Source organism: Dyadobacter beijingensis DSM 21582 (genome assembly GCF_000382205.1).
GTDB lineage: Bacteria > Bacteroidota > Bacteroidia > Cytophagales > Spirosomataceae > Dyadobacter > Dyadobacter beijingensis.
In genome coordinates, this window is record NZ_KB907790.1 from 317,229 (window position 1) to 343,961 (window position 26,733).

Genomic DNA, 26,733 nt, shown 5'->3' on the forward strand with positions numbered 1-26,733 from the left:
CTAGCGCCCCGTCTGCGTCGTATAGGTACTCTCAAAAATCTTATCCGCATTACCTGCTTCGAAACCGTCCCGGCGGTGCCTCCGTTTGACTTCGGCTGCCGGTACATTCGTAAACCATGGCAAGACCTTCCGCTCGGCAAATTCCACATATGAACCGGAAATACGCAGCTTTTCGCCGTTGGCAAATTCTGCATCCAGCATTTCGGCCACGGTAGCGCTTTGTAACAAGCCGCCGTCGGGGCTGATTTTGATTTTTCCGCCGGAGGTGTTCAGCTTAATGCCGTGTTTTTCGAGGAATTCGTTGAATGTGGCGACGGTATTGTAGCCGTCGGGCAGGTTGTGGACGCTGATCGTGAAATGGTTGAGGTAATAGCGGTTGTAGATCACCCAGGCTGCATATTCGCTTTCTTTAAGCAGCGACTGGTAGTCGGCCACGGTGGGCGTGCGCCATAATGGCTGGTGCAGGAATGCATCCACGGCTTCGCCATTGTCCAGGTCGAGGGAATCAGCGGGGTCGGTAAGGACTTCGTCGGTGTAACTGCGGATGATACGCTGGCTTTCTTCCGAAAGGTCGCCTACGCGGAGCTCGCTTACGAATATGCGGGGGTCGGTTTCGCGGGGAGGGGCGTACCACCACGCGTCGAGCTTTTTGCTTTCGAAAAAGTAATGGTCACGCTTTTCGTAGCCGTAATGCAGGAATATCTTCTCAAACGACTGCACGCCGAGCTGCGGCACGCCCATCGTACGGAATGCGATGTGGTCGTTTTCGATGTGGTCGGCGCTGGGCACAATGCCGTCGCTTACCATCGCACCGAGGATAATGCCCACGTCGGGCACGCGCTCCTTGTAGCGGCGCATTAGTCCGTTCAATACAATATCCAGGGTGGCGAGTTTGCCGGCTGACGTTCCCATACTTTTTCGAAGTTTGATGATTATCCTTTCGACAATTCCGCCGACCGCACTTGCGCGGCGAAAATGCCCTTTTCAAGCGTCTTGTCCAGTTCTCCGGCTTCAAACTGCCGCAATGCCGCCTCGGTAGTGCCGCCTTTGGACGCTACGGCTTTGATGAGGTCGTCGAGCGACTTATCGGCTGTATTAATGAGGTGATAGGAGCCCAGCATCGTTTGCTTTACGAGCAATGCGGCCACATTTTCTTCGAAACCCATTTGCTTGCCCGCCTCGATCATCGCCTTCACCACGTAAAAGAAATAAGCCGGTCCGCTGCCGCTCAGCGCAGTTACCGCATTCAGCTGCGCCTCGTCTTCGAGGAACACCGAGCGGCCGGTAGCATTAATCAGGTTCTCTATTTTCCGTAATTGATTGATATCCACCTCGGGAGACGCCGAATAAGCCGTAATGCCCATGCCGAGCATCGCCGGCGTGTTAGGCATCGCGCGGATCACCGGTTTATGCGCCAATGCATGCTGAATGCCTTCGATCGTCACGCCGGCCATGATCGACAGTACCACCTGGCTGGGCTTGATAACTTCTTTAAGCGCACCGGCTACCGAAAGAAAGTCCTGCGGCTTCACCGAAAGGATGATCAGGTCGTACTCGCCGATTTGCGGGCCGATCACACCCGTGATCACACCCGGCTGGAAACTGGTGAGGCTTTCCAGGCGGTCGGTACTTTTTTCAACCAGTAAAAAGTCCTGGTTTTTGACGAGGTCAAATTTCAGGAAGGCGCGGGCGAAGGCCATACCCATGTTGCCGCAGCCGATAATAGCGATTTTCATTTTAAACTAAACTAATGGTCAGGATTTTGGCGAATTACGTAACTTTTAAGGAATAATCAGTCCTGGCGCACGGGCAGAATAATTCCCGGCAATTGAATCGGCGGGCTGGCATGTTCTTTCAATAGGTTGGTTAGCTTCGTGGCGGATTAGTACCGCAGGATAACCGCTGCCGGAAATGTGTTAGAATAAAATTTTGCTTTCCTGTTTTGAAATGATTATATATTTTGAAAAACAACCATAAAGCGTTTGTTTAGATTCTGATATTCTCCTGTTTGCCAAATTATTGAATTTTATTGTAATACTCCTATTATGGCTATAAAAGTTGCTATTTCGCACAAGACAAGATATAAGTTCGATCGGAGTGTTTCACTTTCTCCGCATATTTTCAGGTTACGCCCCGCCCCGCATTCGCGTACGCCCATTGAAGGCTATTCCCTGAAAATTACCCCGGAGAACCATTTTATCAACTGGCAACAGGACCCGTTCGGCAACTATCAGGCCAGGGTCGTTTTTCCGGAAAAAACCACGGAGCTGAGCATCGACGTGGAAGTAATCGCCAAAATGCAGGTGATCAACCCTTTCGATTTTTTTGTGGAGGATTATGCGGATAAATATCCTTTCAAATATGAACCGACACTTGAAAAGGAGCTGGGACCTTACCTCGAACCGCGCGAGGCCGGCCCGCTGCTGACGGATTTTATTCAAAACCTGCAAATCCAGCCGGGTATCAAGATTGTCGATTTCCTCGTATACCTCAATCAGGAGCTTTACAAGGCTATTCATTACAACATCCGCATGGAAGCGGGCGTGCAGACCTGCGAGCAGACGCTGACGATACGCAGCGGCTCATGCCGTGATTCGGCCTGGCTGCTCGTACAGATTTTGCGGCATCTGGGCATTGCGGCACGGTTCGTGTCGGGCTACCTGGTGCAGCTTACTTCCGATATCAAGTCGCTCGACGGGCCTTCCGGGCCGGAAGAGGATTTCACGGACCTGCACGCATGGACGGAGGCATACGTGCCCGGCGCGGGCTGGATCGGCCTGGACCCGACCTCGGGGCTTTTTGCGAGCGAGGGGCATATTCCGCTCTGCTGCACACCCGATTATGCCAGCGCGGCACCGGTGACGGGCGCTACCGACATTGCAGAAGTGACTTTTGAGTTCGATAACAAGGTTTTCCGCATTCACGAGGACCCGCGCGTGACCAAGCCTTACTCCGAAGAGCAATGGGCGCAGGTAATGCAGGTGGGTTATGATGTGGAAAGGGATTTGCAGGAAAACGACGTCCGCCTCACGATGGGCGGCGAGCCTACATTCATCTCCATCGACGATTACGAATCGCCCGAATGGAACACGGCGGCTGACGGGCCGTTGAAGCGGCAGCTGGCTTATGACCTTTCGTTGCGGCTTAAAAACCGCTTTGCATACGGCGGGCTGCTGCATTTCGGCCAGGGTAAATGGTATCCCGGCGAATTGTTTCCGCGCTGGCAATATGCATTGTACTGGCGCACCGACGGTGTTCCGATGTGGAAAAACGACGAGTTGATCACGAAGGAAGGCCAGACGAAATACACGTTCCGCGACGCGGAGCTTTTTACCGGTGAACTGACCAAATACCTCGGGATCGATACCAATAACATCACTCCCGCTTACGAGGACCCGATTTACTGGGCGATGGAAGAGGGTAAGCTGCCGGTGAATGTCGATCCGCTGAAAGTGAACCTCAAAGATTCGGTAGAACGGCGGACGCTTGCGAAGTTGTTGGAAAAAGGCCTGAACAACCCCGCCGGTTTTGTGTTGCCGGTGAAATGGGAGGAAGGAAAAAAGCATTGGACGAGCAGCGCCTGGCAGTTCCGCAGGGGCAATTGCTTCCTCATTCCGGGAAACTCGGCGATGGGTTACCGGTTACCATTGACCTCGCTGCCTGAAATCGCGAAAGAACACCGCGAGCAGCCCGTCGAGCGCAGCCCGTTCGAGGATTTACCCGCATTGGCTGACTATCAGCCCATTGTGCAGGCGCGTTACGGCTCCGTGGCGCCCCCGTACGAGCTGCCGCTGAATGTGGAGCCGGTGGATGACGAAGAGGATTTAAAGAAAAAGAAGGAAGAAGCGCCCCAGAATAACCTGCTGTTTGATATACCTGTTATAAAAACGGCCATTTGCGTGGAGGAGCGCGACGGCATTATTTACATTTTCCTGCCGCCGACCGATTACCTCGAACATTACCTCGACCTGATGGCGTCCATCGAAGCCACAGCCGAAAAGCTGCAAATGCCGGTACGCATCGAAGGATATCCGGCGCCTTCGGATTATCGGGTGCAAAAACTGATCGTGACGCCCGATCCGGGGGTGATCGAGGTGAATATCCATCCGGCCAAAAACTGGACGGAGCTGGTGGACAACATCAGCGCATTGTACGAGGAAGCATTCTTCTCACGGCTCGGGACGGACAAATTTATGGTCGATGGCCGCCATACCGGCACCGGCGGCGGCAACCACGTCACCATCGGCGGCGCCAAACCGGCCGATAGCCCGATACTGCGCCGCCCCGACCTGCTGCGAAGCCTTTTGACCTACTGGCAGCACCACCCGGCATTGAGTTACCTCTTTGCCGGGCCGTTTATCGGCCCTACGAGCCAGGCACCGCGCATCGACGAGGGCCGCGACGAGCGATTGTACGAAGTAGAAATTGCATTTGAACAAATTCCGGAAGACGGCGAAGTGCCGTTCTGGATGGTGGACCGCATTTTCAGGAACCTGCTTGTGGACATTACCGGGAATACGCACCGTTCGGAATTTTGTATGGATAAGCTGTATTCGCCCGATTCGTCGAGCGGACGGCTCGGTATCCTCGAATTCCGCGCGTTCGATATGCCGCCGCACAAGCATATGAACCTCGTGCAGACGCTGCTCATCCGCGCGCTCATCGCGAAGTTCTGGAAAGAACCTTACAAGCATAAACTGATCCGCTGGGGTACCGAACTGCACGATCGCTTCCTGCTGCCGCATTTCGCTTACCTGGATATGGTGGACGTCGTGAACGACCTGAAAGCGGCGGGCTACCACTTCGATATTTCGTGGTTTGACCCATTCTTTGAATTCCGCTTCCCGCATTATGGCGGTATTACGGTGGATAATATTCAGTTGGAACTTCGCCTGGGTATCGAGCCGTGGCATGTTTTGGGGGAAGAATTGTCGAATGCGGGCACGGCCCGGTTTGTGGATTCTTCACTGGAAAGGTTGCAGGTAAAAGTGAGCGGATTCGTGGAAGGCAGGCATATTCTTGTCTGCAATGGCTGCCGCGTGCCGCTTCGGAGCGCTGGTATCAAAGGGGATTACGTGGCAGGTATCCGGTACAAAGCCTGGAACCCGCCGTCGGCATTACACCCGACCATCGGGGCCGACGCGCCGCTGACGTTCGATATTGTCGATACCTGGAATAACCGTATATTGGGCGGTTGTACCTATTTCGTTTCGCATCCCGGCGGGCGTAGTTTCGATACTTATCCCGTGAATGCATTCGAGGCCGAATCGCGCAAGATCAGCCTTTTCCAGGGCTTCGGGCATACGCCATCGGCCACGCGCGAGGTGCCGGTGATCGAGAAAACCGAATCTGGCGTGTCGCGGTTTGTGGCGGAAACAAAGAAGGAAATGAAGGGCGACACACCCATTGAACTGATTAATCCCGAGTATCCCAATACTTTGGATTTACGCAAATTCTGGAAATCGCGGTAGATTTACAGGAATAACCCTACTTGTTGAATATGCTTACCGAGGCTTCCGTGAACCTGCTACAATCTTACCAAAGCGGCCTGACGTCCTACGACGAGGTACTGGATACAAACGGAAAATTGAAGCCGCACTGGCAGGCGCTTTTCGGTACCCTGGAAAAACTGGGTATTGGAGAACTGAAAGCACGTAACCAGGAAATTATCAGTAAGTTGCGTGAAAATGGGGTGACTTACAACGTCTACGGCAGCCCCGACGGCATGAACCGTCCCTGGCAGCTCGACCCTATTCCCTTTCTGATCGAACAAAAGGAGTGGAACGGGATTTCGAAGGGTTTGCAGCAGCGCGCAATGCTGCTGGACCTCATCCTGAAAGATTTGTACGGTCCGCGCCACCTCGTGAGGGACGCCATAATCCCCGCCGAGCTGGTTTTTGAAAATTCCGGGTTCTTTCGCCCGTGTATCGATATCAAAGTCCCGGGACCGAGGCAGCTTACTCTGCTTGCCGCCGACATGGCCCGCGGGCCCGACGGGCAAATGTGGATCGTCGACCACCGCACCCAGGCGCCGTCCGGCTCCGGATATACGCTCGAAAACCGCATTGTCATGAGCAAGCTCCTGCCCGAGCTGGCCGACGGCATGTATGTGAGCAAGCTCTCGCCGTTTTTCAATAGTATTCAAAATACCGTTCTGCGGCTGTCCGACAAGCGCCGCGATGCCCCGAACATCGTATATCTCACACCCGGACCGGGCAACGAGGCCTATTTCGAGCACGCTTACCTCGCTTCGTACCTGGGCTACACGCTTGCGCAGGGCGATGACCTGCTCGTGCGCAACGGCAGCGTCTGGCTGAAATCCATCGACGGCTTGCAAAAAGTGGACGTGATCGTCCGCCGTGTGGACGACGAATGGTGCGATCCCCTCGAAATGCGGGAGGACTCGCGCCTGGGCGTGCCGGGATTATTGCAGGCGATCCGGCTCGGTCATGTGCAGGTCATGAACCCGCCGGGATCAAGTGTGCTGGAAAATCACGCATTCCTGGCGTTTATGGAGAATATCTGCCAGTATTTTTTAGGAGAAAAGCTCGTTATGCCCAACGTCGCTACCTGGTGGTGCGGGCATCAGAAAGAACTCAATTACGTGCTCGACAATATCGATGAGCTCATTATCAAGAAAGCCAACCGGAAGTCGAAATTCAGCTCTATTTACGGGCGGACATTGAGTGCGGCGGAAAAGGTTAACCTGAAAGCGATGATCGCCCAGCGGCCGCACGATTTCATCGCGCAGCAGGAAGTGAGCCTTTCCACGACGCCTTCCCTGATCGACGGGGTGATCGAGCCGCGGTATGCGGCGTTGCGGGCATTCATGGTGGCCGACGAACACGGTTACCACGTAATGCAGGGCGGCCTTACCCGCAGCTCTGCGGTGAAAGACCGCTTTGTGATCTCCAACCAGCAGGGCGGGTTTTCGAAAGACACCTGGATCGTTTCGGACAAATCCGACGAGCCGCAGGAACGCATTGTGCTGAACACGCCGGTAGCGGTGAACAAGCACATTTCGCTGCCGAGCCGGAGTGCCGAGAACCTGTTTTGGGTGGGGCGCTACTGCGAGCGGACGATGGCCGTCATCAAGTTCATGAATATCACGATCAACGTGCTTAACCTCGACCGCAATTTCGGCGGATCGGCCAAGCAGGAGCATATAAAAGTACTTTTACAGTCGCTGACGCACGTTTCTTCAACCTATCCCGGCTTTTTGGAAGGGGATGAAAAGCTGAATGATCCTTATAAAGAGATCATTGCATTGATTTCCGATCACTACCGCGCAGGTAGCGTCGCGTCCAATATCGGGGCATTTCTGAATGCCGTGGGTGCGGTGCGTAACCAATGGGAGCTGGAAATCTGGCGGATCGTGGATCTGATCGACAATGGCTACCACGAGATCAGGAATGCATCGCATATGAACAGCACGAATATTCAGCGGACGCTGGATGGGTTGTTCAACAATATGTTCACATTCCTGGGCGTGATCGCCGAAAGTATGCCGCGGGACAACAGCTATCTGCTCCTGGAAACGGGCAAGCTGATCGAACGGATATTGTCACGGATCAGCGTGATCCAATCGAATTTCGGGGTAGGCAGGCCGGGAACGGTGGAAAACGAGCTGATCGAAGCGACGCTGATCAACCACCATATGCTGGTGAACTACCGGCAGATCTACAAGTCGCACCTGAGTGTGGAGGCGATGCTGGATATGATTTTGCTGGAAACACGCCTGCCGTATTCGCTGGCTTACATGCTCGATGAATTGGGTAAAAACCTGGCGGAACTGCCTGCTACAACCCGGGGCGAGCGATTGAACGAGGCCGAAAAGCTCGCATTACGCGCTTCGACGCTCATTAAGCTTTCGAATATTCCGGACCTGGCCAAATGCAATGCGCACGATGAGCGGGAGGAGCTTTTCAATTTGCTTGCGGAAGTGGCGCGGCTGGCAAGTTCGGTATCGACGTACCTGACCAACCAATATTTCAGTCACACATTGATACACCACTCTTTCGAACCGATGGACTACGATACGGATGAAGTATAAGCTGATCCATAAAACGGAATACAAATACGCCGAGGCCGTGAACAATTATCACAGCCTGCTGTGCCTCACGCCGCGTACATTACCCGACCAGCTTTGCCAGGATTTTAGTATTAAAATTACCCCGGAACCCGCACAGGTGAGCGAACGGGTTGATTTTTACGGCAACACAACGCACTATTTTTCCCTGCACTCCCCTCATAAAACGCTGACGGTGCTGACGACCGCCATTGTGGAAAGGTTGATGGAGCGTACGGGCTCGCTGTTCATTCCGTCGTCGGTAACGAGCGGGGAGGCGCGTGAGCGGCTTACGAACGACCGTGCGACGAAGATTTCCGTTTTGGAATACACATTACCGAGCCCGCTCGTGAAGTGGGATGCCGAGGTAAGGGCATTTGCAAGCGACTGTTTCGACGACAACGCGCCTTTATATGAATGCGTTGCGAAGCTTTGCCGGAAGATCTTTACCGAATTTCAGTTTGTACCTGACTTCACAACGGTGAACACACCCATTAAAGAGGTATTGGCTGCTAAAAAGGGCGTTTGTCAGGATTTTTCGCACCTGGCCATTGCCTGTATCCGCAGTTTCGGGTTTGCGGCACGCTACGTAAGCGGGTATCTGGAAACATTGCCGCCGCCGGGAAAACCGAAGTTGCAGGGTTCCGACGCATCGCATGCCTGGATCTCGGTTTTTATTCCAGACTACGGCTGGTGCGATTTCGACCCGACGAACAATATTGTGCCCGGAGAGCGGCACATCGTGACGGCCTGGGGCCGTGATTACAGCGATGTACCGCCACTGAAAGGCATTATTTTCAGTTACGGAAAACACACGCTTTCAGTAGAAGTAGATGTGATCCCGGTGTAATAGCAGATTGAAGCGCATTTAAGGTGCTTTTTAACAGAATGGTTCCGGGAAAGAATTTGAGAATTGGCCGGTGTTGCCTAATTTTACCAGACCATTTTGAAATAAGTATACAGAACCTCTTTTAATGTAACCGCGCGAGTCGGTCTGTTTAAGATGAAATGATTATGCGGTGGTTTCTTCTAAGAATTAATAATTATCAGAATTACGAATGAAAGAAATAGCATTTAGAGATGCCATTCGCGACGCTATGTCGGAAGAGATGCGCCTTGACAAGAGTATTTTTTTGATGGGTGAGGAGGTTGCGGAATACAACGGTGCTTATAAGGCGAGTCAGGGAATGCTCGATGAGTTCGGTCCCGACCGCGTGATCGATACGCCTATCGCGGAGCTCGGCTTTGCGGGGATCGCGGTGGGTGCTGCCGGAAACGGCCTGCGTCCGATCGTCGAGTTCATGACATTCAACTTCTCGCTCGTGGCGATCGACCAGATCATCAACAGTGCGGCGAAAATTCTTTCGATGTCAGGCGGCCAGTACGGCTGTCCGATCGTGTTCCGCGGACCGACCGGTAATGCAGGTCAGCTGGGGGCGCAGCACTCGCAGAACTTCGAAAACTGGTTTGCGAATACGCCGGGCCTCAAAGTGGTCGTTCCTTCGAACCCTTACGACGCGAAAGGCTTGCTGAAATCGTCTATCCGTGACAACAACCCCGTGATCTTCATGGAATCGGAGCTGATGTACGGGGATAAAATGGCTGTTCCCGAGGAAGAATACCTCATCCCGCTGGGCAAAGCCGATATCAAACGCCAGGGCAAAGACGTAACGATCGTTTCTTTCGGTAAAATGATCCCCCGCGTGGTGATGCCGGCGGTGCTTCAACTGGAAAAAGAGGGCATCGACGTAGAAGTAATCGATTTGCGCACCGTTCGCCCGATCGACTATCCTGCTGTGATTGAATCAGTTAAGAAAACCAACCGCTGTGTGGTGGTAGAAGAAGCCTGGCCTCTGGCTTCTATTTCTTCGGAAATCGCTTACCACATTCAGCGCCACGCATTTGATTATATGGACGCACCGGTGATCCGCGTGACGAGCCGCGATGTACCTCTTCCATACGCGCCGACGCTGATCGAGGAGATCCTGCCGAACGTGAAGCGGACGGTGGACGCCGTGAAATCGGTCCTTTACAAGTAATCCTCAGAGATTCATAGCAAAGCCATTACCGAACCAGGTTTTGGCTTTGTTGGTTATATTCCCTGATGTCAGTGTTAGTAAGTTTCTCATTTGAAAGTGGTTATTAATTAAATACTATTCCGAAATAGGCAGAATACTAGTACTTTTGTGCTTTGAACGCTCCTTGATGTAGACTAACAAATCAATTCAGATTATGCAAGAAGAACGAACAAGATACTCAGAGGAAGAATTAAAGGAGTTTGAAGAGCTGATCCGTGGGAAGCTGGAAGCGACAAGAAGTGAGCTCGAATACATTAAAACAGGACTTAGCAAGAAAAACGATAGCGGCACGGACGTAACTGCGGGCGCTGCCAAATTAGTGGAAGACGGTGCTGACGCCAGTGAGCGCGAAAATTTGAGCCAGTTGGCCGCACGCCTTCAGAAATATTCGGTACAGCTCGAAAACGCGCTGATCCGCATTAAAAACGGTACCTATGGCGTCTGCATCGATACGGGGAAACTGATCCCGAAAGAGCGTCTGCGCATCGTACCGCATACACAGCAAACCATTGAGGCAAAGCTTAGAAGAGCTAGCTGATTTCATCAAAACCAAATAGGACGGAGAGCGGGTTATTCCAAAAGGGGTAGCCCGCTTTTTTATGTTTTGAGAGTTGATACAAAATGAGCGAGTGCGAGGCCACGGAGTGGCCTACTGGTTATAGCGAAAGGCAGAACGTCACGCGATGTGCGGCCACAGAGTGGCCCCTGTTTGTAGCAAAGGTGCGTTACGGGATAATGTGGTCTCCGCTAGGAGACTCCTAACGTCTATAAACAGGTTGCTCCTCCGGAGCTTTTATTCCGCTTCGCTGCCGAGCACTTCCCGAAAGACCTCCATTAAGCCTTCTGACGGCTCCTGGCCTTTGTTTTTAGATTTGAAATACTCCTGAAACAGCTTCTCCATACTCAGCGACAAATCCACTTCCGACGAAGTATCCGCCACTTCGCTTCGCTTGATCTGCGGAATAATCTGCACAATGCCCGAATGCGCTTCCATGACCCGCTTTTTGTCTGAGGCTTCAAGATAATTGTCCGAAATGATAGTAAGCTCGATCAGATCCTCCGGGTGCTCGCCGAGCCATTCAATGGCCTCGTCGATGCTGTGAAAACTCTTGCGGCGGAGCTTCTTGCCTTTTAACAATTCAATGGGCGTATAACCGACGAGCTTGCCGGCTTCCGCTTCGATCAGGATCACGTATTTCGTTTGATTGGACTCCGAAAAGCTGTACGCCAGCGGGCTGCTGGAATATACGGCGGGTGCGGGTACCTTATCTACCTGGTGAAAGCGGTGCAAATGGCCCAATGCGATATAATGGACCTGCTTGGGGAAGTTTTCCGTGTAAATGGCCTGCGCGCCGCCGATATGCAGGATCGGGCGCTCGTCGTCGGGTTCCTCGGGCATCGGGCCGCCTTTCTGCATGACGAACAAATGCGTTGCTAAAAGGTTGAAGCCGTTGTTGTCCAGGTATTCGTCGGCAAGTTGCTGCCAATGCTCCTGCAAGTGCACGCGTAATGCTTCTTCCGATTCCTCGACCCCGAGGAATGTCTTCAAACGTTGCTCGTTCGCGTAGGGCGTGTGCAGTATGCGCAAGGGGAACGGAGCATTGGGCAACTTGATTTCTATAAACCCGGGTGCGGTTTTGATAATTTCCACTTTTCCCTGCGTACAAAATGGCTTGATTTCCGTGTTGGGGAAGCCCACAAACAGAATGCCGCAAACCTTGGCGAGGGCGTCGGGTACCTGTATGCGCTCGGGGGAATCGTGGTTGCCCGCAATGGCGATGACTGCGCGGGTGCCGTTGGCGGACAGGCGGTATAATGTGCTGTACAAAAGCTCGGTTGCTTCCGACGATGGGTTGAAGTTATCGAACAAATCGCCGGCGATGACGACCGCGTCTACGGCTTCGCGCTCGGCGATCTCGCAGATTTCTTCCAGTACGAGGCGTTGCTCTTCGAGGCGGGAAAAGTTATCGAGCTTTTTGCCGATATGCCAGTCGGCGGTGTGCAGTATTTTCATCCGTGTCATTAATTTAGCGAAAATAACAGATCATTTCCGAAGTTTTGAAATACATTAAAATCGCTTCCAATGCATTGAACGGATTGCGCGGGCTGCTGCTAGTAGCAATAACCGGGGCGTTCTTTGGCTGTGGAAGCCCATCCGGACAGTCCGGCGCGGGCGGCATCGCCATTTCATTTGACGATCATTTTATCAAGGAGTGGTACGAGCTCAGGCCGTTATTCCAGAAATATAATGCCAAAGCGACATTCTTCATCACCTGTCCCGACAGCCTGAATGCCGAAGAGGTGGCCATGCTGAAACAGCTTGAAAAAGAAGGCCACGAAATCGGGTTCCACGGCACCGTCCACGCGAAATCCACGGAGCTCATGGATGCAGGCGGTCCGAAGGGGTACATTGAGACAGAAATAGAACCCGGTTTGCGGCATATGCACGCGGCCGGTTTCAAACCGACTTCCTACGCGCATCCGGGTGGGAACCACAACGATCGCGTCGATTCGGTACTTTTGGCCCAAGGCTTTACGACGTTGCGGGATGTGGCCATTTCAAGAAGGAAATTCAAAGGATTCCAGCTCTACGCATGGCCGCCCCGCTGGATGAGTGCGGTTTATTACACATTCAATGGAGAGCAAAAAGTGGATGCCTTGATGATCGATTACGACGAGGTTACCGAAGAGGAAATCGCCGAGGCTATCCTGGAAGCGAAAGAAAATGGCACTGCGTTGATGGTTTTCGGGCATGAACCGTTGTACAGCGCTCCTCAGAATGGCAGATATGGTTTTAATGTAAGCTTTCTGGCTGCGGTTTTACGTGAAGCCGATAAGCAGCGATTGAAATTCTACACGATGTCGGAGCTCCCGGAAGTGAAATAACTAGCGACCGAACTTGCGGTCCTTGTATGCGAGGAGCGGTTTTTCAATATAATTAAAAGAAAAAGTAGCCACCGCGACCGAACCGACGAAGCTTAACACGTATAGAATAGCCTGATAGCTCATATCACGCCAGCCCGGCGCGTATGTTTCGAAGAGATTGATAATTACCACAATCACAGCTACGTGGTAAATGTACAAGCCATATGAAATCTTCCCTAAATGATCCATCACCGGGTGTCCTAAATGCACGATTGTGTTCGGATTGCAGGACACATTGAGCACGAAAAATGCGAAGAAGAGCGCGTACACTTCCAGGAACCCAAAGAAATGCACGCCGGAGAAGAACAATGCGAGCAGCATCACGTAGGCGACAATCTGCACGTCCTTTCTAAATATAAAGTTCAGAAACTTCGCTTTGCCATGGTAAACCAGCCACGCGCACAAGCCGCCCAGCGCCATCGTCTGGATACGGAACTGGCCAAGGAACGTCGTGATCATCGACTTGCGGGTTTCTTCCGAAGGATCAACCATTTCAAGCCCCAGGTAGAGCAGGCCTGCTGTTAGCAAAAGGAAGAAGAGGAAAATCGGCACCCGTTTTTTGGGATATTTGATCAGCCACGGCCACAGGTAATAAAATTGCTCCTCCACGCCGATAGACCACGTCTGCGCGCACCAGTAGGGCAGATCGTAGAGGACAAATGCGAAGTTTGGCAGAACCAGTAACAACAATGTCAGCCGCTCGGGCAGGTTTACCGTTAGTTTTTCTTCCACGCCGGGGTAGTCGAAAATAGGGATATGCGGAAAAACGAAGAAGGATAACCCGATGATGATGAAGTAAACCGGCCAGATCCTGAATACGCGGCGCAGGTAGAATTTTTTTGTGTCGACATCGCCAAAGCGACCCCGTTCTTCCAGGAGCAAATAGGTGATCAGAAAACCGCTCAATACAAAGAATAGTCCCACGCCAAGCCTTCCGGCGTGCTGGATAATGGGCACATCATATATATTGGCGATACCCAGCGCATGCTTGGCTTGTTCGAGGTGGTGAAATACCACCAGTGTCGCCGCAATGGCACGGATACCGTTCAGGTTCGGGAAATAGCGCTTTTTGTTGTCCACCACCAAGCTTTTTATTCAAACCAGGCCATCCATTTCCCTTGCACTTTCAAGACCTGCTCGATCAGGTCGCGGACGGCGCCGCGGCCGCCGTTCTTTGGGGAAATATAATCGGCAATGGCGAGGATCTCGTCGGCGGAGTCGGCCGGGCAGGCGCCCATGACGCTCGTGCGCATGACCTCGTAATCGGGCAGGTCATCGCCCATGAACACGATCTCGTCTTCGGTAAGGCCGGTTTCCGCGAGGTATTTTTTGAAAACGGGGAGCTTCCCGTCGGGCGAGGTACCGATGAAAATGTCCGTTACGCCCAGGTATTCGAGCCGTTTGCGGACGCCTACCTGGCTTTGCGCAGAGATGATCGCCACGCGGTAGCCCATTTTGATCGCCCGGTTTATACCATAGCCGTCGCGAACATTGAAAATGCGGGGCTGCTCGCCGGTTTCGAGGGCGATGACACTGCCGTCGGTCATGACGCCGTCGATATCAAAAATAAAGGTGGTAATGCGCTTGAAACGTTCCGTTAGAGTCGAATTCATGAATAGCCGAATTGTGAATCCCGCAAATATAGCCGAACTTTTTTCGTGACGGTGCGGCTACTTATTATTTTGAAATGTAGAGGTTGCGGATTTTGTCGGTCAGCAGGCGATAGATTTCTGTGTAGTCCTCATTCGTTTCCTGTAAATATTCGAGATGGCGGGCGGTCGTTTTCCAGTCGCCGCGCCGTGCGGGCCCGGTTTGGCCGATAGCGGGGTCGTCGGATAACATGGCTTTGTAAATCGTCGTCTGAATGAGCGGTTTCAAGAGATCGAAGCTAAGCTGCTCGCGTTCGAGGAGGTCATGCGAGATCGTGAGCATGTAATTGGTGAAATTGCTCGCGAAAACAGCGGCCACATGCAAAATAAAGCGCTCGTCGGAATCCATACGCGTCACATTGTCGCTCACGCTCGAAGCGAGCTGCATGAGCTTACCTTCGATCAGCTCGTTCCGTGACTCGATGCAGAACGGGAGTTCGCTGTAATCCATCTCGATGCCTTTTGTAAACGTCTGCAAAGGATAGAACACGCCCGTGTGGACATATACGTCGCTATAAATTTCCACAAGTTTCTGAAATTCAGCCAGCGAGCGCGTGCCCGATGTATGGACGAGGATCACGCCTTCGGGCAGGACAATGCGCTGGATAACGCTCTCGATGGCATCGTCCGTCACGGCGATCACGATTATTTCGGCTTCGCTTTCCGAGAAATTGAGGTCGGGCTGGATGTTGGTATCATACAAGGAAGAGGCCAGCTGACGCGCTTTTTGCGTGTCGCGGCTATACACCTCGCAAATCCAGTGCCCGGCGTCCTCGAACGCCTGCGCCAGATGCCAGGCCACATTCCCGGCACCGATGAAGGAGATTTTCAATTATCTATCCAGTTTTCCAGCCGAATACCAGCCAGGTGTATAAAATCTTTTGTGTTTCGGGTTACGAGAGTAAGGTTGTAGCGTAGTGAGGTAGCGCCAATTAATAAGTCAAAGTCACCGACATTCCGACCGCTTTTTCTCAATCTCGCTTTTTCTCTGGCATAAAGTGAAAAGCCTGTAATAGTGGGCAAGGTTTGGGAGGAAAAGGCCAATTCAAACCCGCGTACTCTTTTTAGGTTCTCCTCATACCTGGCGGGTGAGCTATTTTCAACACCATATAATAGTTCTGCAATGGTGATCTCGGAGATGTAGCAATTAATGCGACCAATTTGATGGACTTTCTTTTTCAAGTCAAAGTGTCCTTTCAGATAGTGTATGCAAATATTGGTGTCTAGTAGATATTGATTCATAGTTCAACGTCCCGTGGTGAATCATTACGACTTGAATAAATCATCTTTACAAGTTCTTCCGCACTTTCCTCACCTTCCCAACTGCCAAATAAGCTGTCTAGAAGAGCATCTTTATACTCATTGCTCTCCGCAATATCTTCCACCACGATCTTCAATTTTCTGTTGCCAAAAATATCCTGAACCGACTTTATAAAACGGTTATCAAGGTCGGATGCGTTTACCTGAAATGTTTGCTGCATGACGTTTTCAGTTGGTAATTCATGCTAATATAATATTTTTCCTCAATCCACCACCGGCGCCACCTGCTCCGGCGTGGTAATGCCGCCCGGCAGCTCCATGATCCGCATATTCCGGAAATGGATCTCGGCGCCTTCGGCTTCGAGGCAGATGTAGCCTTTCTTGCGTTCGGAGGCGCGGAGGCCGTTCACGAATTTGCCGTTGACGGATAGCTTCACCGTACCGTCCACGGCCACGACCACATATTTGTTCCATTCGCCTTTGCCTTTGCAGCGCTTTTCGAGGGATTTGCTGCGGATGCCGCGCGGGTTGTCGGGAATGGCCGTCATGCCCATGGTCGGGAAGAGCTCGCCGTGGACGTAATCTTCCGTCGCGTTGTGCTGGGGAGCATATTCGAGTTCCAACATTTGTACTTCGATCGCCTTCGTGAGCGGATCGTGTTCCTGGGGAGTGCCTTCGCTCCATATGAATACCCCCGAATTGCCGCCGGCTTCCATATGCTTCCATTCCACTTCGAGGATGAAGTTTTCGTATTGCTTATCGGAACGCATCACGCCGATCGGCTTGCCGGAGCAGATGAGGGTGCCGTCTTTGACTTTCCAGGTTTCCTTGGAGGTATTCACATCCACCCAGCCTTTCAGGTCCTTACCGTTAAAGAGCGGGACAAATTTCAGGTGATCGCTGAGCTGGGCATACAAATGGGTGTTCGGCAGCGCCAAAAACAGCAATATGACCGCTTGCGAACGGTTATCGCGCAATTTCTTGGCGGCAACAGCTATTATTGTAAAAAAGATGGCATTCATTCTTTGATCGATTAACATACATTTTTTCAAACCACGGGTTCGCACTATGAAAATTTTAAAAGTACTGGTCGTCATTTTAATACTGAAATCTACCGTCACACACGCACAGTACGCTTCCGCGATTTCGGGCGGGGTCGATGTAGGCGCGGCATTCGGGAGCAACACGCTGGCGCCTTCGATCATGTACCACGAGGAAATCGGCCCGAACAGGCTGCCATGGCTGCGGCTGGGGCTGGGCTTCCGGACATGGGGATATTATGGCGGCAGGGCGAACCTTTACACCAAAAGCGTCGCCGGTACGCAGGATTTCCTGGAATACCGCAACACGTCCTTGAACGGCCTGAGCGTTCTGGCCGGCATTACCCTCGTATTCGGCAAGTTCGATATCGGTGTGGATACCGACCTGGCGGCCATTACCTACGGCGGCAAACGACGCGGCTTCTACGAAAAGACTTCTGCAAACCCCGGTACCGGCGGGGCACATTACGAAACCTGGCTGGCTACACGGCCCACGATTGCCAATGCATTGCCGCTGCTGCTGCGCCGTAACAGCGGACAGTCGGAAGCATTCGTGCGGTTCCGTGCCTGGCGGACGGTCGGGGTGAAGGTCGGGTACACCTATGGAAGGGTTGCTTACCGGACCACCCGGGCGGACGGTTTCCATGTTTACCTCGATAACAACCAGCGACATGTGTCCGACGTTTACGGTCTTCCCTACGTGGCATTGGCCTTTGCAATAGGGAATTGACAAATGAATTTCTCAAACATACTTGTAATTCAATTTGTTAAACTCTATATTTGCACTCCCATTTTGCGATGGACTGTCTTGTTACAGTGTAAATAATTGAAAATCAATTTAATTTTTTTGTTAATCGTGGATACGTTAAGCTACAAAACCATCTCGGCGAACAAAAACACAGTAAACAAGGAGTGGATTGTTGTGGATGCTGAGAATGCAGTTCTAGGTCGTTTGGCCAGTGAAGTTGCGAAAATTATCAGAGGCAAACACAAAGCAAGCTACACTCCTCATGTGGATTGTGGAGATAACGTAATTGTTATCAACGCCGACAAAATCAAGTTGACAGGTAAGAAAATGACGGACAAAGTTTATGTTCGCCACACAGGTTACCCAGGAGGTCAACGCTTCCAGACTCCCCGTGAGTTGCTCGAAAAACACCCTGAGCGTGTGATCGAGAAAGCCGTAAAAGGTATGCTTCCAAAGAACCGTTTGGGACGTCGTTTATTTACAAACCTGTTTGTTTACGCTGCCGCAGAACACCCGCACAGCGCACAGCAACCAAAGCAAATCCAATTGTAATTCATGGAAGTGATCAACACAATAGGTAGAAGAAAAACAGCTGTGGCACGTATTTACATGGTGCCAGGCAAAGGAGATATCAAAGTAAACGGCCGCGATTACAAAGAATATTTTCCATTTGAAGTACACCAGATCGTTCTGCAACAGCCTTTCGCTACGATCTCAGGTGGAAATGGTTATGACATCAAAGTAAACGTAAGAGGCGGTGGAATTTCAGGCCAGGCGGAAGCAATCCGTATGGCGGTTTCACGCGCACTGGTTGAATACAATGCTGAGAACCGCGGACCATTGAAGAAAGAAGGATTCCTTACCCGCGACCCACGTATGGTTGAGCGTAAGAAATACGGACGCCGGAAAGCTCGCAGAAGATTCCAGTTCTCGAAACGTTAATAAATGGTCATGTGTGGTCAGAAATGGTCACGCAGTGGTCAGAAGAGTCAAGTGTAGTCAGGAGTGGTCATGAAGAGTCATTTATGTTTTTCTCAATTAAAACAACACATGACTATCAATGACAATACCTGACAACAAATGACAAAAAATTGTCCAGACGTCGCTTATCGTGCCCGATGCTTCGTGCTGCGTAACAAGTCTAAAAATATTTTTAATCAAATTTGGCAATGGCACAAATAGAATATAAAGAACTATTGGATGCAGGTGTCCACTTTGGTCACCTTACCCGCAAGTGGGATCCCCGGATGGCTCCATATATCTTCATGGAGAAGAACGGTATCCACATCATTGACCTGAACAAAACTTTGAGCTGCATCAATGAGGCTGAGGCTGCATTGAAACAGATCGTTCGTTCAGGACGTAAGATCATGTTTGTTGCTACTAAAAAACAAGCGCAGGAAATCGTAACGGAAGAGGCAAAACGCCTTAAAATGCCTTACGTGACCGATCGCTGGTTGGGTGGTATGCTTACAAACTTCGGCACGATTCGCAAGTCTTTGAAAAAAATGCAGACTCTTGAGAAGATGCTCAAAGACGAATCCACGGTTAGCAATATTGCGAAAAGAGAACGCCTGATGCTTACACGTGAAAAGGAGAAACTGGAAAGAGTATTGGGTGGTGTAGCAGACCTTACTCGCCTTCCGGCAGCACTTTTCATCGTTGATGTAAAACGCGAGCACATTGCGGTAGCAGAAGCGAAAAGATTGAACATCCCTATTTTTGCGATCTGCGATACCAACTCAAACCCTGAATTGGTTGACTTCCCGATCCCTTCAAACGATGACGCTTACAAAGCGATCTCTTTGATTACCCTCGCGATCGGTAAGGCTATCGAAGAAGGTTTGATGGAACGCAAACAAGATAAGGACGATCAGCGCCTGGTAGAGGAAGAAGAAGCAAAACGCGCAGCTGACAAAGGCGAAGAGGCAGCCCCTCGCGCCGAAGTAGCCGCAGAAGCTGAGGTTGCTGAATCCGACGAAGAGTAAAAAGGGCAATATGGTGTAGTTTTCAAATGCCGCACCATACTTGACATATACCGTAGCCCATGGCCTCTTGCTATGGGCTACATTTTTTTAAAGTTCACGAGTCGGGATTCCTTAACCATTTCATAATCGGCGGTTAACGGGTCCCGCGCCACAAAACATTAATACATAATATTTATCACGATCATGGCAATTACCGCACAAGATGTAAACAAACTCCGCCAGATGACCGGCGCAGGCATGATGGATTGTAAAAAAGCCCTGCAGGAAGCAGATGGCGATTTCGACAAAGCCGTTGATATTCTCCGTAAACAAGGACAAAAAGTAGCCGCAAAACGTGCCGACAACGCTGTATCGGAAGGAACTGTACTGATCAACATCAGCGCTGACGGTTCTAACGGTAAACTCGTTGCCCTCGCTTGCGAAACTGAGCCCGTATCGAACGTAGAAGATTTCAAAAACCTTGCGCAGTCTATCCTTGACAAAGCAGTAGCGGATAACATCGCCGACAAAGATGCCCTTTTGGCAGCAACTTTGGCTGATGGCCGTCCGGTAAGCGAGCATATGGTGGAGCTGACAGGTAAACTGGGCGAGAAACTGGAAATCAGCGCTTACGAAAACGTATCGGCTGAGCAGGTTGTCCCTTACATCCACTCAAACGGTAAGTTGGGCGTGTTGGTAGCATTCACCGGTGTGAACGGTGCGGACGTGGCTGATCTGGGCAAAGATGTGGCGATGCAGATCGCTGCAATGAAGCCGGTTGCCCTCGACAAAGACGGCATCGACGCTGCTACCATCGAGCGCGAAATCGAAGTAGGTAAAGAGCAGGCTCGCGCGGAAGGCAAGCCTGAGGCAATGCTTGAGAAAATCGCTCAGGGTAAATTGCAGAAGTTCTACAAAGACAGCACCCTGCTGAACCAGGAGTTCGTAAAAGATTCGTCATTGACGATCCGTCAGCTGCTGGAAAAAACTGCCAAAGGTTTGACAGTTTCTACATTCAAACGTGTATCGATCGGCGGCTAAGCCAGTTTCATACATAAAATATATTGACAACGCCTGGTATCTAATTTGTATACCAGGCGTTTTTTTTCATATTTACAAAAAGATAAATGCAATTTAGTTTACAGCACACGCTATCCGCGGCTTTTCATCAGTCAAAATGGTTGAAATTTGGAAGAATTTCTGTCCGGAGTATCGGTCTACGGACGAAGAACTAGTTAGACTTTTCCTCGAATCAAGGGATAACCGTTATTTCAGAGAGCTATACGAACGGTATGCCCTCAAAGTTTACCAGAAATGTTTCTCGCTCACCCGCAACGAAGAACGCGCCGAAGACATTATGCAGGACGTGTTTGTCAAGCTCGTCAACAAAATGGGCACCTTCAAAACCGGTGCCAAATTCTCCACCTGGCTTTTTACTATTACCCATAACCATTGCCTCGACGTCGCTCGCATAAGCGGGCGCAAGGGAATCATCGTCACCGGCGAAGTGCCCGCCATTGAGCAGGGCGAAAGTCCGGTGCTGTCCGCACTGGGCGACGACGAGTTCGACCTGCCGGCACTAAAGGCAGCCCTGAACCGGCTCCGCGTCGAAGACAAGGCTGTGATCTACCTCCGGTACCTCGACGACCGGAGTATCCGCGACATCGCACGGTTTTGCGAAGCGACAGAAAGTGCGACCAAAATGCGGCTTTTACGGTCGCGCAGGAAGCTCCGTAAGTGGTATCAGAAACTTTCAGGAGGCATGGATTTCTTTTGAATGCTTCGAAAATTACTTTACTTTGAGCGCTGCCTCCTCATTTACTAGTCTGAAAAACGATGAAAAATCAATGAGTATGGTCCACTAAACACATTAACAATGAACGAAAAACATCAACGCACATCCTTTATTGCTCTAACTTTACTCGCATTCCTCAGCATTCCGGCTTTCGCTCAAAATAAAGTCGATCTCAGTAATTCCATCAACTCGGGCAAGCTGAAAACCGCCAACGACACGGCCTGGCATAAAATCGAATTCGGTGCCAATCTCAACCAGGGATCATTCAGCTCCAACTGGACGGGCGGGGGCGTGAACTCGATCGCATTAGGCCTTTTCCTGAATGCATTGAACGAGCAAAAAAAAGGTAAAAACTCGTGGCGGAACGACTTCCAGGGCCAGTATGGTATCGTCCGCAACAAAGGCCAGCAAAGCCGCAAGAATGTCGACAGGCTGTTTTTTGACACGAAATATAACCGCGAGCTGACCGCCAAATGGAGCCTTTTCGCGAATGTCAACTTCCTCTCGCAGTTCGGCAACGGTTATGAATATTCCTCCAATCCCGATTCGATCAATGTCAAGAAAAAGGTGTCCGGCATTCTGGCGCCTGCTTACCTCACCGAGGCGATCGGTATCGAATACCGGCCGGTTCCCTACTTCTTCATCGATCTCGCGCCGGGTGCATTGCGCCAGACGATCGTGATCGACGAGGATTTGTATGTGAACACGCCCGATCAGAAGAACTATGGCGTACCTATCGGGAAAAGGGTCCGTAACGAAGCGGCATTGATCCAGCTGGTAGCCAACTTCGACAAAGACATCGCCAAAGATGTGAACCTGAAATTCCGTTATCTGCTGTTTTCCAGCTTCAAGCATCCATTGAATATCGATAACCGCCTCGACGCTCAGCTGACGGCCAAAATCAATAAATATGTCAATGTGAACCTGGGTGCCATTATGGTGTACGACGAAGATCAGAGCAATAAGATCCAATTTGCTCAGGCCCTCAGCATAGGCTTTTTGTTTGCCTTTTAATTCAATCAACTAACCTCAACTTGTTATGCTTCAGGAATTCAAAACGTTTATCGCAAAGGGCAATGTGCTCGACCTCGCTGTCGGTGTGGTAATTGGTGCCGCATTCGGAAAAATCACTACCTCATTGGTGGAAGACATTATCAACCCGATCCTTGGCCTGGTCATCGGCGGCGTTGACTTTACGCAGCTCAAAATCGTATTGAAGGAAGCTGTGGGCGAAACGCCTGAGGTGGCGATCAAGTACGGTAACTTCATCCAGACATTGATCCAGTTCCTGATCATCGCGTGGGTGATATTCCTGATCGTGAAACTGGCCAACCGCCTGCGTTTGTCGGAATCATTGAAAAAGGAAGAGTAGAACTAGTTAAATGTTCATAATTGACGAAAAAGAGGCATATTTCCTGTGCCTCTTTTTTTATCCGAGTTATTGGTAAGGCATTAAAAGAAGTTTTCGCCAAAAGATTTACCTTCGTGGTTAAGGCAGTTTGTTCAACGTTCTTAAATCAATTCTTGTGCAAAAAAAGGTGACTATTCTGGGTGGCGGAGAAAGCGGCGCAGGTGCCGCGATTCTTGCGAAATCCAAAGGGTTTGAAGTTTTTTTATCGGATAAGGGCCAGTTGCATCAGAAGTACGCGGACATTCTGAACAGTGAAAATATTCCATTCGAACAAGGGCAGCATTCGGAAGAACGCATTCTCGGAAGCGACCTCGTGATCAAAAGTCCGGGTATCCCCGACAAGGTGCCGCTGATTGTCGCATTGAAGGAAAAAGGTATTCCGGTGATTTCGGAAATCGAATTCGCCTCGCGCTATACCGATGCCAAACTGATCGCCATTACGGGCAGTAACGGCAAGACAACCACCACATTACTGACTTATCATTTACTCAAAACCGCCGGCCTGAACGTGGGCCTGGCCGGTAATATCGGCGACAGCTTCGCATGGGCGGTCGCGGAAAAGCAGTTTGATTATTATGTATTGGAAATCAGCAGTTTTCAGCTGGATAACATTGTGGATTTCCACCCCTATATTTCCGTTCTGCTGAATATCACTCCCGATCACCTCGATCGTTATGGGTATGATTTCCAGAATTATGTCGATTCCAAATTCAACATTATCCGTAACCAGACCGCCGCGGATTATTTCATTTATTACAAAGAAAGCGAGGTAATCCAAAATGAGCTTGGAAAACGGAAACCTGCCGTCGGAAAAGTAGAGGTTTCACTGGATAATGCATTGGCATCGGGCTCGTACCTCGAAAACGGGGAATTGATTTCGAATATCAACGGCCATGCGTTCGCACAGGCATTGGGTGAACTGCCGATCAAAGGGCCGCATAATGCGATCAATGCATTGTCGGCGATCTCGGTGGCGCAACTGCTGGGGATCGATGCGGGCAAAATCAGCGATGGGTTGAAATCATTTACCAACGCGCCGCACCGGTTGGAGCAGGTAGAAGTGATCGGCGGTGTGACTTACATTAATGATTCGAAAGCGACCAATGTGGATTCCGTTTTCTACGCGTTGGGCAGTTTCGAGCAGCCGGTTATCCTCATTGCCGGTGGCGTGGATAAAGGAAACGACTATTCGCAGATTGAGGAACTGGTTAGGAATAAAGTGAAAGGACTTATCGTGCTGGGCAAAGACCCGGCCAAGCTGGAAAATTACTTTTCAGGCAAAGTCCCGCAAATATATGCCACCGAGGATGTCCAGGACGCCGTTAACAAAGGACGGGAATGGGGCGTGCCGGGGGATATCGTTCTGCTTTCACCCGCCTGCGCGAGTTTTGATTTGTTCAAAAACTACGAGGACCGGGGGGATCAATTCAAAGCGGCTGTCAGAACTCTCATCCAGTAAGCATCCCTGACAACACCTGACTATACCCGACAATACCTGACAACAAATTCTTAGCCGCCAGACAATATGGATTTCCTGAACAAAACAAGGGAGGATACCCAGGCATGGTTTAGCAAAAACCTCAAAGGCGACCCCTGGATTTGGGGAATATGCATTATCATGCTCATGTGGAGCATCGTGGTCGTGTACAGCGCGTCCGTCAAGGATGCATACAGCCAGATGGACGGTAATACCGAATATTACCTTTACAAGCATGCATTACTGTGCGTGCTTTCGCTGGGCGTGATGTATTTCGTACACCGGGTGCCATACATCAAGTTCGTGTACGTCACGCGGCTCGCGGTGTGGAGTTCCATTCTCCTGCTGATCTTCACGATGTTCTTCGGCCGGTCGGTGAACGACGCGGCGCGGTGGATCGAAATTCCCGTGATCGGGCAGCGCTTTCAACCGTCCGAATGGGCCAAGGTGGCATTGGTGGCACATTTGTCGCTGATCCTGGCGAGGCATATCAAAGGGGGCTGGAATACCCGGGAACTGTTTATGGAGCCGCTCGCGCTCGTGGGCGTCGTGTGCGGGCTGATTTTCGTGAGTAATGTGTCCACGGCGGTAATGCTGGCGGGCATTTGCTTTTTGCTGATGTTCGTAGGAAAGGTGCCACTGCATTACCTGGCTTTCACGGCGCTGGGACTGGTATTCTTCGCGACAATCGCCATTTTGCTCAATTCCACCCAGCGATCCGGGACGGCGCAGAGCCGGATTTCCACTTTCTTCGATAAAGACGTGGTCGTGTACCAATCTCAGCAATCCTATATGGCCATGGCCCGCGGTGGGCTGTATGGCGAGGGTGTTGCCAAAAGCCGGCAGCGCCGCTTTTTGCCCGAGCCGCAGAAGGACTTCATTTTCGCCGTAGCCGTGGAGGAATACGGCACATTGGGCGGTACCGCATTGATTATCCTGTATTTGATTTTACTATACCGCGGCCTCAAAGCGATCGAAGCCACGAAGCGGCCGTTCGGCGGGCTGCTGTCGGCCGGGCTTACATTCATTGTCGTGAGCCAGGCGTTCTCGGCGATGGCCGTGACGGTCGGGCTGGTGCCGGTGACGGGGCAGACGCTGCCTTTTTTCAGTCAGGGCGGAACGTCGCTGCTGTTTACGGGCATCGCCATGGGCATGATCCTGAGCGTAAGCCGGGGCGAGATCGTCGAGGAAAAGCGTATTTGATATGGCTAGAAGAATTATCATCAGCGGAGGAGGGACCGGCGGGCATATTTACCCGGCGATTGCCATTGCCAATGCATTGCAGCACCGTGAGCCGGATACCGAAATCCTGTTCGTAGGAGCTTTGGGCAAAATGGAAATGGAGAAGGTACCCCGCGCAGGTTACCAGATCGTAGGGCTGCCAATTGCGGGCATCAAGAGAAGCCTGTCGATCGAAAACCTTACGCTGCCTTTTAAAATGCTCCGAAGCCTGCGGAAAGCCAGGGAGGTGATCAGGGATTTCAGGCCCGACGTGGCCGTGGGCGTAGGCGGTTTCGCCAGCGGGCCATTGCTGATGATGGCCTCCATGGCAGGTATCCCGACATTGATCCAGGAACAAAACTCTTACGCGGGCATTACCAATAAACTGCTCGCCAAAAGGGCTCAGAAGATATGCGTGGCCTACCCCGGTATGGAGGCATTTTTCCCGAAAGAGAAAATTACGATGCTCGGCAACCCGGTGCGAAGCGATATTACTTACGTGCATTTGAAAAGGGCGGCAGCTTTGGAGCATTTCGGGCTGGACGAGCGCCTGAAAACATTGTTCGTAATGGGCGGCAGCCTGGGTGCGCGCTCGATCAACGAAAGTATTACCGCCGGTCTCGACCAGCTCGTGGAGGGAGGTTACCAGGTATTGTGGCAGACGGGCAAAAACGATATCGATAAAGCCAAAGCGGCCATTGACAAGCTGGGAACAGACCGGGTGAAGGCATTTGACTTCATCTACACGATGGACCTGGCCTATGCCGTGGCCGATGTGGTGGTTTCGCGCGCGGGGGCATTGTCGGTGTCGGAGCTGTGCCTTGCAGCGAAACCGTCCATTCTTGTGCCATTTCCGTATGCGTCGGAAGATCACCAGACGAAGAATGCGATGAACCTCGTGGATAGCAATGCGGCTATTCTCGTGAAGGACTCGGATGCGCGTGAAAAGCTGGTGGACCAGGCCCTGGCGTTGCTCGACGACGTGACCCGCCAGCGCGAGTTACAGACGAATATCAACAAGCTGGCCCGCCCGAGCGCGGCCGACGATATTGCCGCGGAAGTATTAAAATTGATTCAGTAACCCAAGATTTGAA

Annotated in this window: 26 protein-coding genes; 17 read left to right on the forward strand and 9 right to left on the reverse strand. The window is 51.4% G+C overall.

The features are described 5' to 3' along the window. Nucleotides 1-912 (reverse strand): DUF1338 domain-containing protein, encoded by a 912-nt coding sequence (locus H144_RS0124985; protein WP_019944847.1) that lies wholly within the window; start codon nt 910-912, stop codon nt 1-3. Nucleotides 913-932: 20 nt separating this feature from the next. After that, nucleotides 933-1,736, reverse strand: coding sequence for a pyrroline-5-carboxylate reductase (gene proC / locus H144_RS0124990; RefSeq protein ID WP_019944848.1), 804 nt, complete (start codon nt 1,734-1,736; stop codon nt 933-935). A 309-nt stretch (nt 1,737-2,045) separates the two neighbouring features. On the opposite strand from proC, the gene H144_RS0124995 reads away from it, so the two are divergent. The 5 genes from H144_RS0124995 (at nt 2,046) to H144_RS0125015 (ending at nt 10,684) form a co-directional block, all read left to right on the forward strand. Then, entirely contained in the window at nt 2,046-5,471 is a 3,426-nt protein-coding gene (locus H144_RS0124995) for a transglutaminase family protein (RefSeq protein ID WP_019944849.1), read from the forward strand. A 29-nt stretch (nt 5,472-5,500) separates the two neighbouring features. Beyond that, nucleotides 5,501-8,053 (forward strand): circularly permuted type 2 ATP-grasp protein, encoded by a 2,553-nt coding sequence (locus tag H144_RS0125000; RefSeq protein WP_019944850.1) that lies wholly within the window; start codon nt 5,501-5,503, stop codon nt 8,051-8,053. Then, nucleotides 8,043-8,918: a transglutaminase family protein gene (locus H144_RS0125005; protein ID WP_019944851.1), complete on the forward strand. Its 876-nt coding sequence runs from the start codon at nt 8,043-8,045 to the stop codon at nt 8,916-8,918. The genes H144_RS0125000 and H144_RS0125005 overlap by 11 nt, the downstream gene beginning before the upstream one ends. A gap of 208 nt (nt 8,919-9,126) precedes the next feature. Then, entirely contained in the window at nt 9,127-10,107 is a 981-nt protein-coding gene (locus H144_RS0125010) for a pyruvate dehydrogenase complex E1 component subunit beta (RefSeq protein WP_026350980.1), read from the forward strand. 190 nt (nt 10,108-10,297) lie between these two features. Then, the gene (locus H144_RS0125015) at nt 10,298-10,684 is read left to right on the forward strand and encodes a TraR/DksA family transcriptional regulator (RefSeq protein WP_026350981.1); all 387 of its coding nucleotides are present in this window, start codon (nt 10,298-10,300) and stop codon (nt 10,682-10,684) included. A 255-nt stretch (nt 10,685-10,939) separates the two neighbouring features. Here the strand turns inward: H144_RS0125015 and H144_RS0125020 are convergent, their stop codons facing one another. Continuing rightward, nucleotides 10,940-12,160, reverse strand: a complete 1,221-nt coding sequence (locus H144_RS0125020; protein ID WP_019944854.1) for a metallophosphoesterase family protein — start codon at nt 12,158-12,160, stop codon at nt 10,940-10,942. A gap of 44 nt (nt 12,161-12,204) precedes the next feature. On the opposite strand from H144_RS0125020, the gene H144_RS0125025 reads away from it, so the two are divergent. Further along, a complete protein-coding gene (locus H144_RS0125025; RefSeq protein ID WP_019944855.1) occupies nt 12,205-13,032 on the forward strand; it encodes a polysaccharide deacetylase family protein in 828 nt (275 codons plus the stop codon). On the opposite strand, the gene H144_RS0125030 is transcribed toward H144_RS0125025, so the two are convergent. From H144_RS0125030 to H144_RS0125055, 6 genes are all read right to left on the reverse strand, one after another. Beyond that, complete coding sequence (locus tag H144_RS0125030; protein ID WP_229207988.1) at nt 13,033-14,151, reverse strand: acyltransferase family protein; 1,119 nt, start codon at nt 14,149-14,151, stop codon at nt 13,033-13,035. A gap of 11 nt (nt 14,152-14,162) precedes the next feature. Next, entirely contained in the window at nt 14,163-14,684 is a 522-nt protein-coding gene (locus tag H144_RS0125035) for a KdsC family phosphatase (protein WP_019944857.1), read from the reverse strand. Nucleotides 14,685-14,748: 64 nt separating this feature from the next. Further along, nucleotides 14,749-15,552 carry a Rossmann-like and DUF2520 domain-containing protein gene (locus tag H144_RS0125040; protein ID WP_019944858.1) on the reverse strand — a complete coding sequence of 268 codons (804 nt, stop codon included), beginning with the start codon at nt 15,550-15,552 and terminating at the stop codon, nt 14,749-14,751. Then, nucleotides 15,549-15,962 carry a PIN domain-containing protein gene (locus H144_RS0125045; RefSeq protein ID WP_019944859.1) on the reverse strand — a complete coding sequence of 138 codons (414 nt, stop codon included), beginning with the start codon at nt 15,960-15,962 and terminating at the stop codon, nt 15,549-15,551. The genes H144_RS0125040 and H144_RS0125045 overlap by 4 nt, the downstream gene beginning before the upstream one ends. Then, nucleotides 15,959-16,201 (reverse strand): hypothetical protein, encoded by a 243-nt coding sequence (locus H144_RS0125050; RefSeq protein ID WP_019944860.1) that lies wholly within the window; start codon nt 16,199-16,201, stop codon nt 15,959-15,961. The genes H144_RS0125045 and H144_RS0125050 overlap by 4 nt, the downstream gene beginning before the upstream one ends. A gap of 42 nt (nt 16,202-16,243) precedes the next feature. Further along, nucleotides 16,244-17,002: a 3-keto-disaccharide hydrolase gene (locus H144_RS0125055; protein WP_229207989.1), complete on the reverse strand. Its 759-nt coding sequence runs from the start codon at nt 17,000-17,002 to the stop codon at nt 16,244-16,246. Between the two features lie 46 nt (nt 17,003-17,048). Here H144_RS0125055 and H144_RS0125060 point away from each other — a divergent pair, with 46 nt between their 5' ends. The 11 genes from H144_RS0125060 to murG all read left to right on the forward strand — a co-directional run bounded on the left by H144_RS0125060 (nt 17,049) and on the right by murG (nt 26,720). Continuing rightward, complete coding sequence (locus H144_RS0125060) at nt 17,049-17,750, forward strand: hypothetical protein (protein WP_019944862.1); 702 nt, start codon at nt 17,049-17,051, stop codon at nt 17,748-17,750. A 126-nt stretch (nt 17,751-17,876) separates the two neighbouring features. Next, complete coding sequence (rplM, locus tag H144_RS0125065) at nt 17,877-18,320, forward strand: 50S ribosomal protein L13 (protein ID WP_026350982.1); 444 nt, start codon at nt 17,877-17,879, stop codon at nt 18,318-18,320. 3 nt (nt 18,321-18,323) lie between these two features. Next, entirely contained in the window at nt 18,324-18,710 is a 387-nt protein-coding gene (gene rpsI / locus H144_RS0125070) for a 30S ribosomal protein S9 (protein ID WP_026350983.1), read from the forward strand. A 227-nt stretch (nt 18,711-18,937) separates the two neighbouring features. Continuing rightward, a complete protein-coding gene (gene rpsB / locus H144_RS0125075) occupies nt 18,938-19,756 on the forward strand; it encodes a 30S ribosomal protein S2 (RefSeq protein WP_019944865.1) in 819 nt (272 codons plus the stop codon). 183 nt (nt 19,757-19,939) lie between these two features. Continuing rightward, on the forward strand, nt 19,940-20,776 hold the full coding sequence (gene tsf, locus H144_RS0125080) for a translation elongation factor Ts (protein ID WP_019944866.1): 837 nt from the start codon (nt 19,940-19,942) through the stop codon (nt 20,774-20,776). Between the two features lie 136 nt (nt 20,777-20,912). Further along, a complete protein-coding gene (locus H144_RS0125085; protein ID WP_019944867.1) occupies nt 20,913-21,512 on the forward strand; it encodes an RNA polymerase sigma factor in 600 nt (199 codons plus the stop codon). A gap of 99 nt (nt 21,513-21,611) precedes the next feature. After that, nucleotides 21,612-22,544 (forward strand): DUF3078 domain-containing protein, encoded by a 933-nt coding sequence (locus tag H144_RS0125090; protein WP_019944868.1) that lies wholly within the window; start codon nt 21,612-21,614, stop codon nt 22,542-22,544. A 25-nt stretch (nt 22,545-22,569) separates the two neighbouring features. Then, nucleotides 22,570-22,902 (forward strand): large-conductance mechanosensitive channel protein MscL, encoded by a 333-nt coding sequence (mscL, locus tag H144_RS0125095; protein WP_019944869.1) that lies wholly within the window; start codon nt 22,570-22,572, stop codon nt 22,900-22,902. Between the two features lie 127 nt (nt 22,903-23,029). Further along, nucleotides 23,030-24,400 carry a UDP-N-acetylmuramoyl-L-alanine--D-glutamate ligase gene (gene murD, locus H144_RS0125100; protein ID WP_019944870.1) on the forward strand — a complete coding sequence of 457 codons (1,371 nt, stop codon included), beginning with the start codon at nt 23,030-23,032 and terminating at the stop codon, nt 24,398-24,400. 66 nt (nt 24,401-24,466) lie between these two features. After that, nucleotides 24,467-25,621 (forward strand): FtsW/RodA/SpoVE family cell cycle protein, encoded by a 1,155-nt coding sequence (locus tag H144_RS0125105; protein ID WP_019944871.1) that lies wholly within the window; start codon nt 24,467-24,469, stop codon nt 25,619-25,621. Between the two features lies 1 nt (nt 25,622). Continuing rightward, nucleotides 25,623-26,720: an undecaprenyldiphospho-muramoylpentapeptide beta-N-acetylglucosaminyltransferase gene (gene murG, locus H144_RS0125110; protein WP_019944872.1), complete on the forward strand. Its 1,098-nt coding sequence runs from the start codon at nt 25,623-25,625 to the stop codon at nt 26,718-26,720. Nucleotides 26,721-26,733: the final 13 nt, after the last annotated feature.